Source organism: Pseudomonas sp. NBRC 111143 (genome assembly GCF_001320965.1).
Classification (GTDB): Bacteria; Pseudomonadota; Gammaproteobacteria; order Pseudomonadales; family Pseudomonadaceae; genus Aquipseudomonas; species Aquipseudomonas machongensis.
In genome coordinates, this window is record NZ_BCBT01000015.1 from 19,046 (window position 1) to 32,490 (window position 13,445).

At 60.4% G+C, this 13,445-nt stretch carries 13 protein-coding genes; 6 read left to right on the forward strand and 7 right to left on the reverse strand.

Going from position 1 to position 13,445, the window contains the following annotated elements:
- Window positions 1–94 precede the first annotated feature (94 nt).
- Together APH44_RS10780 and APH44_RS10785 are read left to right on the forward strand one after the other, a co-directional pair.
- Window positions 95–526 (forward strand): cupin domain-containing protein, encoded by a 432-nt coding sequence (locus APH44_RS10780; RefSeq protein WP_054892683.1) that lies wholly within the window; start codon window positions 95–97, stop codon window positions 524–526.
- 1 nt (window position 527) lies between these two features.
- On the forward strand, window positions 528–989 hold the full coding sequence (locus APH44_RS10785) for a carboxymuconolactone decarboxylase family protein (protein ID WP_054892684.1): 462 nt from the start codon (window positions 528–530) through the stop codon (window positions 987–989).
- Window positions 990–1,225: 236 nt separating this feature from the next.
- Here the strand turns inward: APH44_RS10785 and APH44_RS10790 are convergent, their stop codons facing one another.
- From APH44_RS10790 to APH44_RS10810, 4 genes are all read right to left on the reverse strand, one after another.
- Complete coding sequence (locus APH44_RS10790) at window positions 1,226–2,263, reverse strand: alpha/beta fold hydrolase (protein WP_054892685.1); 1,038 nt, start codon at window positions 2,261–2,263, stop codon at window positions 1,226–1,228.
- A 171-nt stretch (window positions 2,264–2,434) separates the two neighbouring features.
- Window positions 2,435–3,073 carry an SGNH hydrolase domain-containing protein gene (locus APH44_RS10795; RefSeq protein WP_156343744.1) on the reverse strand — a complete coding sequence of 213 codons (639 nt, stop codon included), beginning with the start codon at window positions 3,071–3,073 and terminating at the stop codon, window positions 2,435–2,437.
- A complete protein-coding gene (locus APH44_RS10800; RefSeq protein WP_082420834.1) occupies window positions 3,070–4,224 on the reverse strand; it encodes an acyltransferase in 1,155 nt (384 codons plus the stop codon). The genes APH44_RS10795 and APH44_RS10800 overlap by 4 nt, the downstream gene beginning before the upstream one ends.
- Window positions 4,225–4,402: 178 nt before the next feature.
- Entirely contained in the window at window positions 4,403–6,409 is a 2,007-nt protein-coding gene (locus APH44_RS10810) for an acyltransferase family protein (RefSeq protein WP_177339340.1), read from the reverse strand.
- 182 nt (window positions 6,410–6,591) lie between these two features.
- On the opposite strand from APH44_RS10810, the gene APH44_RS10815 reads away from it, so the two are divergent.
- From APH44_RS10815 to APH44_RS10825, 3 genes are all read left to right on the forward strand, one after another.
- A complete protein-coding gene (locus APH44_RS10815; RefSeq protein WP_054892752.1) occupies window positions 6,592–7,083 on the forward strand; it encodes a GNAT family N-acetyltransferase in 492 nt (163 codons plus the stop codon).
- A gap of 42 nt (window positions 7,084–7,125) precedes the next feature.
- Window positions 7,126–7,479 (forward strand): SH3 domain-containing protein, encoded by a 354-nt coding sequence (locus APH44_RS10820; RefSeq protein ID WP_054892690.1) that lies wholly within the window; start codon window positions 7,126–7,128, stop codon window positions 7,477–7,479.
- 478 nt (window positions 7,480–7,957) lie between these two features.
- Window positions 7,958–8,152: a hypothetical protein gene (locus tag APH44_RS10825; RefSeq protein ID WP_054892691.1), complete on the forward strand. Its 195-nt coding sequence runs from the start codon at window positions 7,958–7,960 to the stop codon at window positions 8,150–8,152.
- A 126-nt stretch (window positions 8,153–8,278) separates the two neighbouring features.
- On the opposite strand, the gene APH44_RS10830 is transcribed toward APH44_RS10825, so the two are convergent.
- Entirely contained in the window at window positions 8,279–9,178 is a 900-nt protein-coding gene (locus APH44_RS10830; protein WP_054892692.1) for a LysR family transcriptional regulator, read from the reverse strand.
- 100 nt (window positions 9,179–9,278) lie between these two features.
- On the opposite strand from APH44_RS10830, the gene APH44_RS10835 reads away from it, so the two are divergent.
- Entirely contained in the window at window positions 9,279–10,037 is a 759-nt protein-coding gene (locus APH44_RS10835; protein WP_054892693.1) for a TSUP family transporter, read from the forward strand.
- Window position 10,038: 1 nt separating this feature from the next.
- Here APH44_RS10835 and APH44_RS10840 read toward each other — a convergent pair whose 3' ends face one another.
- Both APH44_RS10840 and APH44_RS10845 read right to left on the reverse strand, forming a co-directional pair.
- Window positions 10,039–11,457 (reverse strand): GGDEF domain-containing protein, encoded by a 1,419-nt coding sequence (locus APH44_RS10840; protein ID WP_054892694.1) that lies wholly within the window; start codon window positions 11,455–11,457, stop codon window positions 10,039–10,041.
- Between the two features lie 146 nt (window positions 11,458–11,603).
- A complete protein-coding gene (locus tag APH44_RS10845; protein WP_054892695.1) occupies window positions 11,604–13,436 on the reverse strand; it encodes an SLC13 family permease in 1,833 nt (610 codons plus the stop codon).
- Window positions 13,437–13,445: the final 9 nt, after the last annotated feature.

Genomic DNA, 13,445 nt, shown 5'->3' on the forward strand with positions numbered 1-13,445 from the left:
GCCTGGTACATGTAAAAAATGTGTTTTTGGTGCTTTTTAATGTACCAGATAGCACCGAGACTGACGTTGCCATTCATTCCATGAGGAACTCTCGATGAAGCGTTTTTCGCTCACGGCTACCCTTTTTGCCGGCGTCCTGGTGGGCGCTTCGCTGACGGCCCAGGCGCATGGTGTCGGCGAGGTAGTGACGCCCAACTTCGAACATGCCATTCCCAACATTCCAGGCAAATCGCTGGTGGCGGTCGAGGTGGACTATGCGCCGGGGGCACAGTCGCCTTCGCATGTGCATGCCCAATCTGCATTCATCTACGCCTATGTCGTATCGGGGGCCATCGAGTCCCAGGTCGATGATGGCCCCAAGCAGGTCTTCAAGGCCGGTGAAAGCTGGTACGAGAATCCCGGCGCGCGTCATACCGTGAGCCGTAACGCCAGCAAGACAGCGCCTGCGAAGTTGCTCGCGGTCTTCATTGTCGATAGCGATGACAAAGCCCTCACCACACCTGTCGCACAGGCCGGGGAGAAGTAAGATGACCAACCGACTCGATTACAACCAACTGGCACCCGGTGGGGCAAAGGCCCTGGGAGGGGTCTACGCCTATGTCATGCAGAGCGGCCCCGATGCAACGCTGGTAGAACTGGTCTACCTGCGGGTCTCGCAGATCAACAACTGCGCCTATTGCCTGGACATGCATACCCGCGACCTGATCAAGAAAGGCCAGAAGATCGAGAAGATCGCCCTGGTCCAGGCCTGGGCAGAAGCGGGCGATCTGTTCGATGCGCGCGAGCGGGCGGCACTTGCCTGGGCCGAGCAGGTCACGCGAGTGGAGCAGACCGGTGTGCCGGATGACGCCTATGCAGCAGCCCGCCTGGTGTTTGCCGAGCGCGAGCTGATCGACCTGACGATCGCCATCAGCTTGATGAACGCCTACAACCGTATGGCCATCAGTTTCCGCAACACGCCTAAGGCCGTCGAGGAGTTGGCGCGATGAAGGTGCTGATTGCCGGGCGCCAGACTCGGTGACCCCAGAACAGGCGTTGGTCAGTTTTGGCAGGAGGCGCTGTTCTATCATGCAGCGATCCGGGGTGCGTCCAATGCTCGGACCAAAGCACTGCTGGGATTCCGACCTGCCACAGGCCGTTGACCTTTATTGTCCTGATGACCTGTTCTCCTGCGCACAAAGCCCTGGCATGCCAGGGCTTTTGTTTGCGGATGAGCCAGGGCCGGTCAAAGGTGGTCGGCGTCCACCACCGCCTGTGCGAAGGCAGCAGGTGCCTCCTGCGGTGGGTTATGGCCAATCCCGCCGGTCAGCAGGCGATGCTCGTACTTCCCGGTAAAACGTTGCCGATAGGCGTCTGCCGGCGGATGCGGTGCGCCGTTGGCGTCGCCTTCGAGGGTGATGGTCGGTACCGTGATTGCGGGGAACTTGGCCAGTTTCGCTTCCAGCGGGTCGTATTGAGTCTCGCCCTGCGCCAGGCCCAGGCGCCAACGGTAGTTGTTGACTGTGATCGCCACCTGATCAGGGTTGTCCAGCGCCTTGGCACTGCGATCGAAGGTGGCATCGTCGAATGCCCACTTCGGCGAGGCGAGCTGCCAGATCAGCTTGGCGAAGTCATGACGATTCTTTTCATACCCGGCACGGCCGCGCTCTGTGGCGAAGTAGAACTGGTACCACCATTGCAGCTCGGCACTGGGCGGCAGCGGGGCCTTGGCGGCCTCCTGGCTGCTGATGAGATAGCCGCTGACCGAGACCAGCGCCTTGACCCGCTCGGGCCACAGGGCCGAGACGATGTCGGCGCTGCGCGCACCCCAGTCGAAGCCGGCGAGCACGGCCTTTTGCACGTGCAGGGCGTCCATGAAGGCGATCACATCGCTGGCCAGGGCCGAGGGTTGAGCGTTGCGAGGTGTCTTGTCGGAGAGGAAGCGGGTGTCGCCGTAGCCGCGAACATAGGGCACCAGGACGCGATAACCCTTGGCAGCGAGCAGGGGCGTCACGCTTTCGAAGCTGTGGATGTCATAGGGCCAGCCGTGCAGCAGGATGACTACGGGACCGTCGGCGGGGCCCTGTTCGACGTAGGCGACATCCAGCACGCCGGCCTTGATGTGCTTGAGCGGGCCGAAGCTGTTGTGGGGGGGCTGCGCCTTTGTCGTGTCGAGCGTGATGTCGGCCGCCTGGGCTGCGCCGCTGGCGACGAGGCTCAGCGGAACCAGGGCAGCGGCGAGCAGGGCGGGATAACGGAAGCGACGAGGGTGGCTGCTGAACATGGACAGTTCCTTGGCTGGGCTATGGGTGGGTTATCGCGCCAGTAGAATGTCGCGGTGTATCGCAGGTGTGTCCGATCAAGCGGGAAGGGTTTTCCCGTGTATCAGGCAAAGGCTCTGATACACGGGTATACACAACTGGATCGCTGCTTCAGGTATGTCGGCCCGTGAGCATCACCGACCCAATTTGTGCAAGGCATCCAGGATCGCCTTGGCAGCGATGTCGGATCCGTCTAGCGACAAATGTACAGCATCGGAATAAAGCAATTTTCCATCAATCGCCGCGCCGCAGCTATCGTCTGGGCAAAGGTAGTCAGAGGGCTCTACGTAGTGGGTGTTCTCCGTCTTTTCGGCGAAGGTGCGCAGCGCTTGGTTGAAGCGATGAGGATAGGCCTGCTCGCTCGGATAGTTCATGCTTGCCTGGCAGCCTTGGTAGACGAATTGTGGTCGCAGAAGGCAGGAGCCTGCGGAGTTTTCCATCGAGAAATAGGGCTGTATGCCGACGATGATGAAAGGCCTATCTCCAATATCGTTTCGCAAGCGCCGTAGCATATCGATGATGACGTGCTGGTAGTCCTCATCGTTACTCCTATCGACTTGATCGCCCTTGCTGTCGGCGATCATGCTTTTGTAGCCTTCCCAGCTTTCTGCCAGCACGAACGGGAGATCGTTGTCTTTCAGCTTACCCATGGCGCTGGTAGAGGTGTTGCGGCAGTCCTGGCGAGGTACATTGTTGAAAATGCGGGTATATTCGCCAGAAAGCACGCAGCCACGCTGGAAAACCCCACCTACACTCTCGCCGCTTTCCTTCAAGTGCTTGTCCAGCTCGCTGGCGTACAGCAATGCAAAGATGTCGCCGTTGGGGTATCCACTTGGCCCAGCGAAGTGTCGAGCGCGAAACCTGTGCCGCCATAGTGTGTGGCATGGAAGTTGACGGAGTCGTCGGCAAACACTAGGTAGTCGGCGGGTATCCTTTCCTTCATGCCGTTCTGCATCACGACGATGTGAGCAAGATGGAGCAAGGCCGCGACTGCACACGTCACGGCAGTCATCCCGACAGGCTTGACCCAGCGAGTTTTACGCATGAAGACAGTTTCCACCATGCGGTACATCAGGTAACCCAGAACGATCGAAGCGATCAGCAATCCGACTTTCTCAGCCCCCACAAGCGGGCGGAACAGGTAGTACTTGCAGAATACTGCCAGCGGCCAATGCACTAAGTAGAAGGAATATGAAATCAAATCCCAGCTTGACCGTGGGCCAGGTGTGCAATACGGCGGCAGCCCGTGCCCGCCCAGCGTGAATGCTTGCAGCGGCGCCCAGGCAAGGTACAAAAGCTCGCAAGCCAGGGAAGGGGATGAGAATTCGAGCAACATTGTCGAACCGATGATGAGCACGACGCCAGAAAGCGCCAGGCCGGATTCAACTCCGGGGCTCATGCGTTGATGGCTGATGAACGCTAGCATCGCGCCGATGGACAGTTCGAAAACTCGATAAGGCATCATGAAATAGGCGGCAGATGCGTCATGACCGAGCACGATTTGCGAGGCCACCCGAGATGCAAGGGTCATGGCGACAAGCAAGCGAGCGAAAAAACGATCGGAGACTTTCAATGCAGCCCAGACAATGAAGAGCCATACCACGTAGAACTGCCACTCTGCACCCAGGGACCAGGTGTGCAAGAGAGGTTGTGTCTGTGCCGCTGCGTCGAAGTATCCCTGGTTCAGCCAGAAATAGGAGTTCGACGCGGAAAACAGCGAGTACTGAGACGACTGTGCAAGGGTTTTGAACGACGCAGGCTCCATCAGCAGGTAACCGGCGCACAGCGTGAGCAGCACCGTTACGATCAGCGTCGGATGCAGGCGCAGCAGCCGTCTTGCGTAGAAGTCCGTGACGAGAATCGTCCCGCATTGATGGTGTTGCGAATGACTCCGGTGATCACGTAGCCGGAGGTCACGAAGAATACATCAACACCCACGAAACCGCCGGAAACTCCGAGCTCGAAGTAGAACAGAAGTACTAACAATACGGCTGGCGCGAAGCCCGTCGATATCAGGTCGATAGGCCACCTGTTTTCCTGCATTGTGTTTGGCGCCTTCCTTGGTGGTGTTAAAAGGTGGAAATGATAGTAGCTTCGTTGACTCAGTGAGAATGTTCGGTACTGAAGATATTCGAGAACATCGGTATCAGCAGATCGCCCCCGTGCTCGTTGAGGTGGTCGTCGTCGACGTACAGCGGCATTCCTTCGTGATCGCCGTAACAGCGTTGCTGATCACACAGATAAGGTAGCGGGTCGAGAATCTTGACTCCACACTGCTTCGCCGCCGCATCCTGGGTTTCCCAGATGAACGCATGGCGCTGCATGTACTCCTCGAGGCTGATCGAGACTCTTTGAGTGCCAATCGGCAGCATCGCGCGGCGTGCCATCGTCTTGGGTACACTGATCTTGAGTTCCGGGAATGGGCGAACCATATAAACAGGCCGAGTCTTGGCGAACTCGCACGCGGTCTGGATAATACCGTTCCTCATTTCGGCGAGAAACTCAGGCGTTACGGATGCATAGGGCTTGGTGATATAGAACACGGGCGTATCCACCTCCGCGACCCTGTCAGGCTCGTTGGGCCCAAAGAGGGAGCTTGAGGTCCTGCTGACAATCAGCAGCGGTACATTGGAGGGGAGCGTCTTCTGCTTTTCCAGCGCGAGGTCAAGAAACTCGCTGCATGTATTGTTCGGGTCGGAGGTGAGTCGGATACCGAAAATGGTGGGGCAGCTGTGAAGCTCCCAGTCGAGTACATGGAGACGAGCCTCGGGTAGTGATCGCTCCACCGCTCTGACGATAGATGCTGCGTGGCTGTCGCCCAATACGATCACCCCAAGTTCTGGCCCGCCGTAAGTGCATTGGGCGTCAGTCACCTTATGTTTGTTAGCGTTGACGAAACACTCTGTCAGGCGCGGATTTCTGACGGCAGCTTCGCGCTGAATCGCCTGCGCCTCCAGCGCGATGGTTCGCGTTGGTACGCCTGCACTGCGATCGACAAGCAGGCTAGGCACAATGACCAGTAGAGTTGCAACTGCGATGCTCGCGAGGGCGACCGCATGGGTTTTGGTGGAGAGTAGGCGCTGGGTGTTTTTCTCCACAATTGTGTACGAGATATGCCCCAGCAGTAGGCTCAATAGCAGGCCTGTCATTGTCGGGACGGGCTGTTGGCGCAGCTCCAGCAGCACCAGTGCGGCGACGATCGGCCAGTGCCACAGGTAGATCGAATACGAACGATCGCCGAGCCATTGCAGGATTGTCGGGCTGGTCAGGAGACTGTTCTGCCGAGCCGCCAGAATGACCAGCGCACTGCCTAGAACAGGCAATAGTGCCTGCCACCCCGGCCACCCAGCACCCGGTCTGATTGACAGGATCGAAACCACTATCAATGCGAATCCTGCGGCCCACGCGCAGGATTTGATCAGTGGTATGGGACGGACCCTACGGCCTAGCAGGAATACGAGCCCACCCGCGAGCATCTCCCATGCTCGCATGGGCAGCAGATAGAAGGCTGCCGAAGGATAAGCCGACGATATGAGAATCGAGGCGGTCAGTGAGCCGGCCGCAAGCAATGTCATGAGGGCGATCATTACGTTCTGTCGGCCCGAAAGTCGCCTGATCACCATGAGGACCAACGGCAGTAGCAGATAGAACTGCCACTCGACTGACAACGACCAGGTGTGCAATAGCCACTTGTCGTAGGCACTGGTGTCGAAGTATCCCGCCTCTTGCCAGAATGTCGAATTGGAGTGGAAGGTCAGTGCCGACATCGTGTGTCTGGCCAGCATCTGGTAGTCCTCCTGCGGGAGCAGGAACCAACCTGCCGACATCAGCGCCGCACAGAGGACTATCAGGGCCGGCAATATGCGCCTTGCCCTGGAAAGGTAGAACGCAACCAGCGAAAAGCGGCCCTCGTGCTCGAGACCTCCAACGATGATCGAAGTCATCAGGAAGCCTGAAATGACAAAGAAGATGTCGACACCGACGAAACCACCGAGAAATCCGGATACGCCGAAGTGGTATAACACCACCGCCATCACCGCCCATGCTCGGAGTCCGTTGATGTCGTGACGAAATACACGTACCGGTAAAGCGTTTTTGGAATTGGTCAAGGAGCTGCTCGCCAGGCCAAGTGTCGAACGGGAGAAAAAGTGCGGCATTCTACAACTGATGGGATTCTGAGCACAGATCAGCCGCCATTTATTGTACGGATATCCTCCAGAAGGTCGTCCTGGCCCGATGAGTTTGCGGCAAACGGAGTAGGATGGTGCTTTTGCGTACGGTCTGGAATGCCATGAACACAATGTTGTTTCGTCTCGCCTCACTTGCCGATGTAGATCGCTGCCACCACATCGAAATCACTGCCTACGAAGGCGACGAAGCGGCCACGCGGGAGAAGATTGCCACGCGCATCGCCCAGTACCCGGAGGGTTTCCTGGTGCTGGAACAGGACGGCCAAGTGGTGGGTTTCATCAACAGTGGTTGTGCCCACGAGGTGGTGATGTCCGATGAGGCGTTCAAGGAACTGGTCGGGCACGATGCCCAGGCGCCCAATGTGGTGATCATGTCGGTGGTGGTCGATCCGGCGTTTCAGGGGCGCGGTTTCGCCGGTCAACTGATGACGCGCTTCGTCACGCAGATGCGTGAACGTGGCAAGGCGACCATTCACCTGATGTGCAAAGACCAGCATGTAGGGTTGTACGAAAAGATGGGATACGAGTACGTGAAACCTTCCAGCTCCGATCACGGTGGCATGGCTTGGCATGAAATGGTCATGAGCCTCTGAACGACTGCCAGGACTGATTCTTCTATAGCCAGGGAGCGGCATATGAAATACGTGGTGATCGAAAGCCATCGCAGTGAATACCCTCGACCCATCAGCTTCGCCCGAGGGACGTTGTTGCAGATCGGGCAGCGTTACGAGGGCGAGGAAGACTGGCAGGACTGGTACCTGTGCAGTTGTGAGGGGCAAGAGCCAGGCTGGGTACCGGGGCAACTGATCGAGCGGCTCGGTGTTGGCCAGGGGCGGGCACTGGAGTCGTACTCGGCCTATGAGCTGGACGCTGATCCCGGGCAGGTGATGGTGGGGCTGCGGCGCTTGAACGGCTGGCTCTGGTGTCGGCGCCAGCGCAACGGTGAACTGGGGTGGTTGCCGTTGGAAAAGTTGCGACAGATGGACTGAACGATCAATCTGATATGCTTTTTTTCCAGCAACCTGAATCTGTAACCGTATCAGCCAAGGCCTGACAATGCCCCTCAAGCCCAGCCGTACGAAGCGGTATGCGCTGGGCAAGCGCGGCTGCACCGTATCCTGACGGGCAGCTCTGCCGTTCAGTCCCCACTTTGTCGAGGTTCCAATGGGCAAGCTTGCGTTGTTCCTGGGTGGTTTCCTGATGCTGACGATCCTGATCGGCTTGCTGGGTACCATCCCGCCGGGCTGAAATGCCCGTCCAACTTACCCGAGCCCGTCTACCCGTGAGACGGGCTTGATGCGTTTTACCTCCTGCTACGCCTCTCATCGACTTTCCGTCGGCTTCTTGTTGATATTTATTCTTGTCTGATGACCGCTCGTGTAATCTCCCGCGGCCGTTTTCGGCCCCTGAGCGTGGGGGCGTCTGGAGTTTTGGCTTGACGGCAGCCCACCTGTCTCGGAGTCGTACATGGAAAGCAAGAAGGGCACTGCAGCGATGCTGGAGTGGCGGGAGCGGTTCGTTGGCACAGGTATCGCCAGCGAACGGGATTACGAGCAGGCACTGGTCTGTGCCGGACAACTCGAGCAGGCCGGGGCGATCAACGTTGGCGAGTGGATCGAATTGGTCAAGCTGGCCAATGCTGCACTGGTGCGTGTGCGATAAGTCGTTATCTGGCCTCGGAATTCTGTCCACAAAAAACGTGGGTAGGTCTGTGGATAAAACGCTACAAGCCAGGAGTGAAGCGGCCTTTGTTAAATTGAGCAGAATTTGTACAGCACCATCTGAGGGTCAGGGACGCGCACGCCGCAGCGCTTGCAGCAGTTCACGGACCCGAGCCGGTTGTTCGCCTGGCGGATAGAGCGCATGCATCTGTGGATCCTGGCCGCTGCTGGAGGTCAGGTGATACGCCGGACATACCCGCAGCAAGCGCCCGGCCTGCACTTGTGGTTCGCCCAGCCAGTCGGCGAGGCGGGCGATGCCGGCGCCTGCCAACGCGCTTTGATACACCGCAGTGCCAGCGGACAGGCGCAGGCGCGGACGTGGTCGCAGGCTGGTGATCTGGCCGTCGCGGCAGAAATGCCAGGCCTTGAGGATGCGCGGAGCGGTGTGCAGGATCAGCGCATGGCCGCTCAACTCCTCTGGCTCCAGTGGCAAGCCGTGTTGCTGCAGGTACGCCGGGCTGGCGTACAGGTGGCGGCGGTAGTTCCACAGTGGGTAGCCGATCAGTTCGCTTGACTGGGGAAAGGCGCCGCGCACGACGAAATCGAACTTGCCTTGCACCGGGTCCAGGGCCTGGTCGACGAACTGTACGTCCAGGGTTACCTGGGGGTGACGCTGGGAAAAGTCGGCGAGTACCGCTGGCAGTACTTTCTGGCCTAACAGTTCGGGCACTGCGAAGCGGATCCAGCCTTGTGCCGAACCGCTCAGCGCCGCCAGCTCATCGGCGGCATCACGTTGCACCTCCAGCAAGCGTTGTGCATGTGGCAGCAGGTGCTCACCGGCTTCGGTCAGGGTCACGGCGTTGGCACTGCGATTGAGCAGGCGGGTGCCAGCGTTGTCCTCCAGTGCTTGCACCGCACGGGTTACGGCGCTGGGTGAGCGCCCCAACGCGCGGGCAGCGGCAACGAAGCTGCGCTTGTGGGCGACGCTGACGAAGGCCTGTATTTCGCGCAGCATGTCCAGTGCCATGGCGAGTTCCTCATTGCGGTTTGTGCAATATGGCATTTCAACACAGGTGTGGCCATTTGATTAGGCTTTGCGCACGCTCTCCCTGCCTGGAACCTTTCAAATGACGGATATCGTCCTGTTGTCCCTGTTCGCTTTCGCTGCCGGATTGATCGATGCTGCGGTCGGCGGCGGCGGGCTGATCCAGATTCCTGCATTGTTCAATGTGTTGCCCGGTGCTCAACCGGCAGCGCTGCTGGGCACCAACAAGTTCGCGTCGGTGTGCGGCACGGCTTTCGCTGCGCGCTCGTTTATTCGCAAGGTCAGCCTCGACTGGGGGCTGATCGTGCCGGCGATGGCCAGTGCCTTTGTGATGTCGTTCGTCGGGGCTGCGACCGTGTCGTTGGTCCCTCCGAGCGTGATGCGCCCAGCGGTGCTGGTGCTGATCGTATTGATGGCGATCTACACGTTCTGCAAGAAGGACTTCGGTGCCGTGCACACACCGACGCGCATCGGCCGCAGGGAACAGTGCCTGGCGGTACTGATCGGCGGTGCCATCGGTTTCTATGACGGTCTGTTCGGCCCTGGCACGGGCAGCTTCCTGATCTTCCTGTTCATCCGCTTTTTCGCCCTGGATTTTCTCCACGCCTCGGCGTCGGCCAAGCTTGTGAACATCGCCACCAATCTTGCAGCGCTGGTGTTCTTCGTGCCCTCGGGTAACGTGCTGTGGGCCATTGCATTGCCGATGGCGGTGTTCAACATCCTGGGGGCTTTGACGGGTACCTGGTTGGCGGTACGCAAGGGGGCAGGGTTCGTGCGCGGGCTGTTCCTGGTGCTGCTGTGCGTGCTGATCGGCAAGCTTTCGTGGGACCTGATCGGCTGACTCAGACGACCTGGCGCTGGGCCTGCTCGACACGATTGCGGCCATGGGCCTTGGCGCGATACAGCGCCTGGTCGGCGTCGGCCAGCAAGGCATCAAGGTCGGCTATCGGTTGGCTATCGTTGCAGCCACTGACACCGATGCTCACGGTGATACGCAGTGGCACCTCGCCTTGCACCATCTGCAGGTCCTGCACGGCCCGGCGCAGACGCTCGGCAGTGAACGCGGCCTGTTCAGGAGCCAGCCCCGGAATGACGATGACGAACTCCTCGCCACCCAGGCGTGCGAACAGTTCGCCATCGTGCAGTTGGTCCTGCAGTGCCCTGGCGCATTGGCGCAGGACGTGGTCGCCGACGGCGTGGCCATGGCGATCATTGATGGCCTTGAAGTAGTCGATATCGAGCATCATCAAGGTCAGCGGCAGCGTCTGGGCATGCTGCTGCCGGCCTTCGAGCAGGGCGTTGGCCTGGCGAGTGAAGGCGCTGCGTGTCAGGGCGCCGGTCAGGTGATCGATGGTCGCCTGGTGCGCCAGGCGCGACAGCAGGGCGCGGTTGGCGTTACTCACGCAGGCCACCATCAGAGGCCCGAGCACCAGCATGGCGATGCCCAGGCGAGCCGACATCAGCGCAGTGACGCCAGGCTCGCTCTGCGGCACGCTGAAATGCATCAGGTTCTGGGCTACGGCAACGATGAGGGTGCTACCCGCTGTCAGGGTCAGCAACGAAAGCATGAAGGGGGAGTAGCTCAGGGCGCACCACAGCAGCGCAGAAATGGGGAAGGCGATTGCGCCAGGGCCGCCGAAAACGATACTGAGCACCAGCGACGCCAGCAGCACCAGCAAGGGTGCCAGTCGCACAGGCAGCCCTCCGCTGCGCACCAGGGCCGGGAGCGACGGCGCAGTGAGCATGATCGGCAGCACGAGTACGCTGGTGGAGAACTGTTCGCTGAACCAGGCCAGCCAGGTGGTGCGCAATGACTGATCGAACCAGGGCGCGGCCATCACGCAGGCGAGGCTCGCAGCCACCACGGCCCCTGCGGCACAGGCAGCGAACACGCGCAGTACGCCGTGAGGTGTACGCAGGCGCCGGTGGGAGCGGGGCAAGTGCGCCAACAAACGCCAGAAGGTGACGATCGCACCGACGTTGCACAGGTTGAACCACAGGGCCGGGCGCCACTCGCTGCCACAGATCAGGTCGGCACTGACCATCGCCAGGTACATCAGGGCCACGCCCAGGATACTGCCCTGGCGGGGATGGCGCAGCAGAACCCCGGCCAACACCGCATTGACCGGCCAGAACAGCGACAGGGATTCGATCGGCCTGGCCAGGATGCCGCCCAGCGTCAGGGCGAAGGTCAGGCCAAACAGGATCAACGGAGGCAGCAGGCGCGACTGGGCTGAAAACACCATGGGCTCGACCGACAAGCGGAAACGTAATCCAGGACGACTACAGCGAACACCTGGGACACATGGCTTGCAGTGTGGTTCATGAAACGAATTGATGTCAATTGGATATTAGTTTGTGCCGATCCTCCCTGATATTTCAGGTTTGGTACAGGTTTTCAGCCGGCTCACTGCAACCCGAAGAACCAGGGCACCATCACCACGGTCACTCCCATCACCAGCAGGGTGAAGGGCACACCGATCTTGACGAAGTCGGCGAAGCGGTACTGGCCTGGGCCGAGCACCAGGGTATTGACCGGCGAGGACACCGGCGTCATGAAGGCTGCCGAGGCGGCCAGGGCCACGGTCATGGCGAAGGGGTACGGTGACATCCCCAGCTGTTGCGCCGTGCTGATCGCAACCGGAGCCATGAGCACTGCCGTAGCAGTATTGGAGATGAACAGCCCGATCACTGCGGTGAGGGCGAACAGGCAGGCCAGGATGGCCAGCGGGCCGGCGCCGCCGAGCAGGCCGACCAGCCCGGTGACGGCCAGGTCGATGCCGCCGGTCTTCTGCAGGGCCAGGGCGAAGGGCAGCATGCCGACGATCAGTACCAGGCTTTGCCAATGGATCGCGCGGTAGGCGCTGTTCATGTCGATACAGCGCCCGGCGCCCATCAACAGGCAGCCGATCAGCGCAGCGAGGACATTGGGTACCAGGCCGCTGACCATCAGTCCGACCATCACCGCCAGGCTCAGCAAGGCGTGCGGAGCACGGGCGCGCGCAGGCGCCACCTGATCGACTTCGGCTGGCAGGCTGAGTACCAGGAAGTCGCGCGGCTGACTTTGCAACTGGCGCACGGCCTTCCAGGGGCCGATGACCAGCAGGGTATCGCCCAGGCGCAGTTTCTCTTCCACCAGTTGCTCATCGACCGCGTTCTGCTCGCGGCGCAGGCCGACCACATTGAGGCCGTAGCGACTGCGAAAGGCCAGCTCCAGGATAGTCTTGCCGATCAGTTGCGAACCGGGCGGCAGCGAGACCTCGGCCATGCCCACTTCCTGCGATTGATCGATGAAGTAGGCGGCCTTGAAGTGCAGTGGTTCCAGTTGCATGGTCTGGCACAGGCTGCGCAGATCGTCGCGATTGGCGAAGAGGTCGAGCAGCAGCACATCGCCCTGTTGCAGCAAGGTGCCGGAGTCGGCGGCGATCACCCGGGTGGTGAATTTGTGCTGGCGCTCGATGCCGACCACATTGGCGCCATGGCGGGTACGTAATTCGAGTTCGCCAAGGGTATGGCCGATCAGCGGCGAATGTGGACGAATGCGCAGCCGCCGCTCGCGGCCGCTGAGTTTGTAGTCCAGCACCAGGTCGAGCAGGGTGCGGCGGCTTTCGCTGCGGCCGTCCTTGCGCACCTCGCCGTTGAGCCAGCGGCGGGTCAGCAACATGTAGCCCACGCCCAGCACCAGGATGACCAGGCCGAACGGGGTGAAACTGAAGAAATTGAAGCCCTCCAGCCCATGGCGTACCAGCTCGCTGTGCACCACCACGTTCGGTGGCGTCGCCACCAGGCTTAGCATGCCGCTGATCAGGCCGGCGAAGCTCAGCGGCATCATCAGGCGGCTTGGCGAGCGCTTTTGACGCGCAGCGATGCTCAGCACCACCGGGATGAAGATCGCTACCACCCCGGTCGAACTCATTACCGAGCCAAGCCCGGCGACTGCGACCATCAACAGCACCAGTAAGCGTGCCTCGCTGTTGCCGGCGCGTTCGCTCATCCAGTCGCCGATGCGGTAGGCGATGCCGGTGCGCACCAGGCCTTCGCCGATCACGAACAGCGCGGCGATCAGCACCACGTTGGGATCGCTGAAGCCGGCCAGGGCCTGCTCGACGGTGAGGATGCCGGACAGCGGCAGAAACAGGATCACCAACAGGGCAACCACATCCATGCGCGGGCGGTTGAGGATGAACAGGGTGACGACGATGGCCAGCAGGCCGAGGACCAGGAGCAGGTCGGAAGACATGGGGCAGGG

Excerpts from the sequence above, each read along its gene's own strand:
- APH44_RS10780 (WP_054892683.1), top strand. The coding sequence starts at position 95 with ATGAAGCGTTTTTCGCTCACGGCTACCCTTTTTGCCGGCGTCCTGGTG.
- APH44_RS10785 (WP_054892684.1), top strand. The coding sequence starts at position 528 with ATGACCAACCGACTCGATTACAACCAACTGGCACCCGGTGGGGCAAAG.
- APH44_RS10790 (WP_054892685.1), bottom strand. The coding sequence starts at position 2,263 with ATGTTCAGCAGCCACCCTCGTCGCTTCCGTTATCCCGCCCTGCTCGCC.
- APH44_RS10815 (WP_054892752.1), top strand. The coding sequence starts at position 6,592 with ATGAACACAATGTTGTTTCGTCTCGCCTCACTTGCCGATGTAGATCGC.
- APH44_RS10820 (WP_054892690.1), top strand. The coding sequence starts at position 7,126 with ATGAAATACGTGGTGATCGAAAGCCATCGCAGTGAATACCCTCGACCC.
- APH44_RS10825 (WP_054892691.1), top strand. The coding sequence starts at position 7,958 with ATGGAAAGCAAGAAGGGCACTGCAGCGATGCTGGAGTGGCGGGAGCGG.
- APH44_RS10830 (WP_054892692.1), bottom strand. The coding sequence starts at position 9,178 with ATGGCACTGGACATGCTGCGCGAAATACAGGCCTTCGTCAGCGTCGCC.
- APH44_RS10835 (WP_054892693.1), top strand. The coding sequence starts at position 9,279 with ATGACGGATATCGTCCTGTTGTCCCTGTTCGCTTTCGCTGCCGGATTG.
- APH44_RS10845 (WP_054892695.1), bottom strand. The coding sequence starts at position 13,436 with ATGTCTTCCGACCTGCTCCTGGTCCTCGGCCTGCTGGCCATCGTCGTC.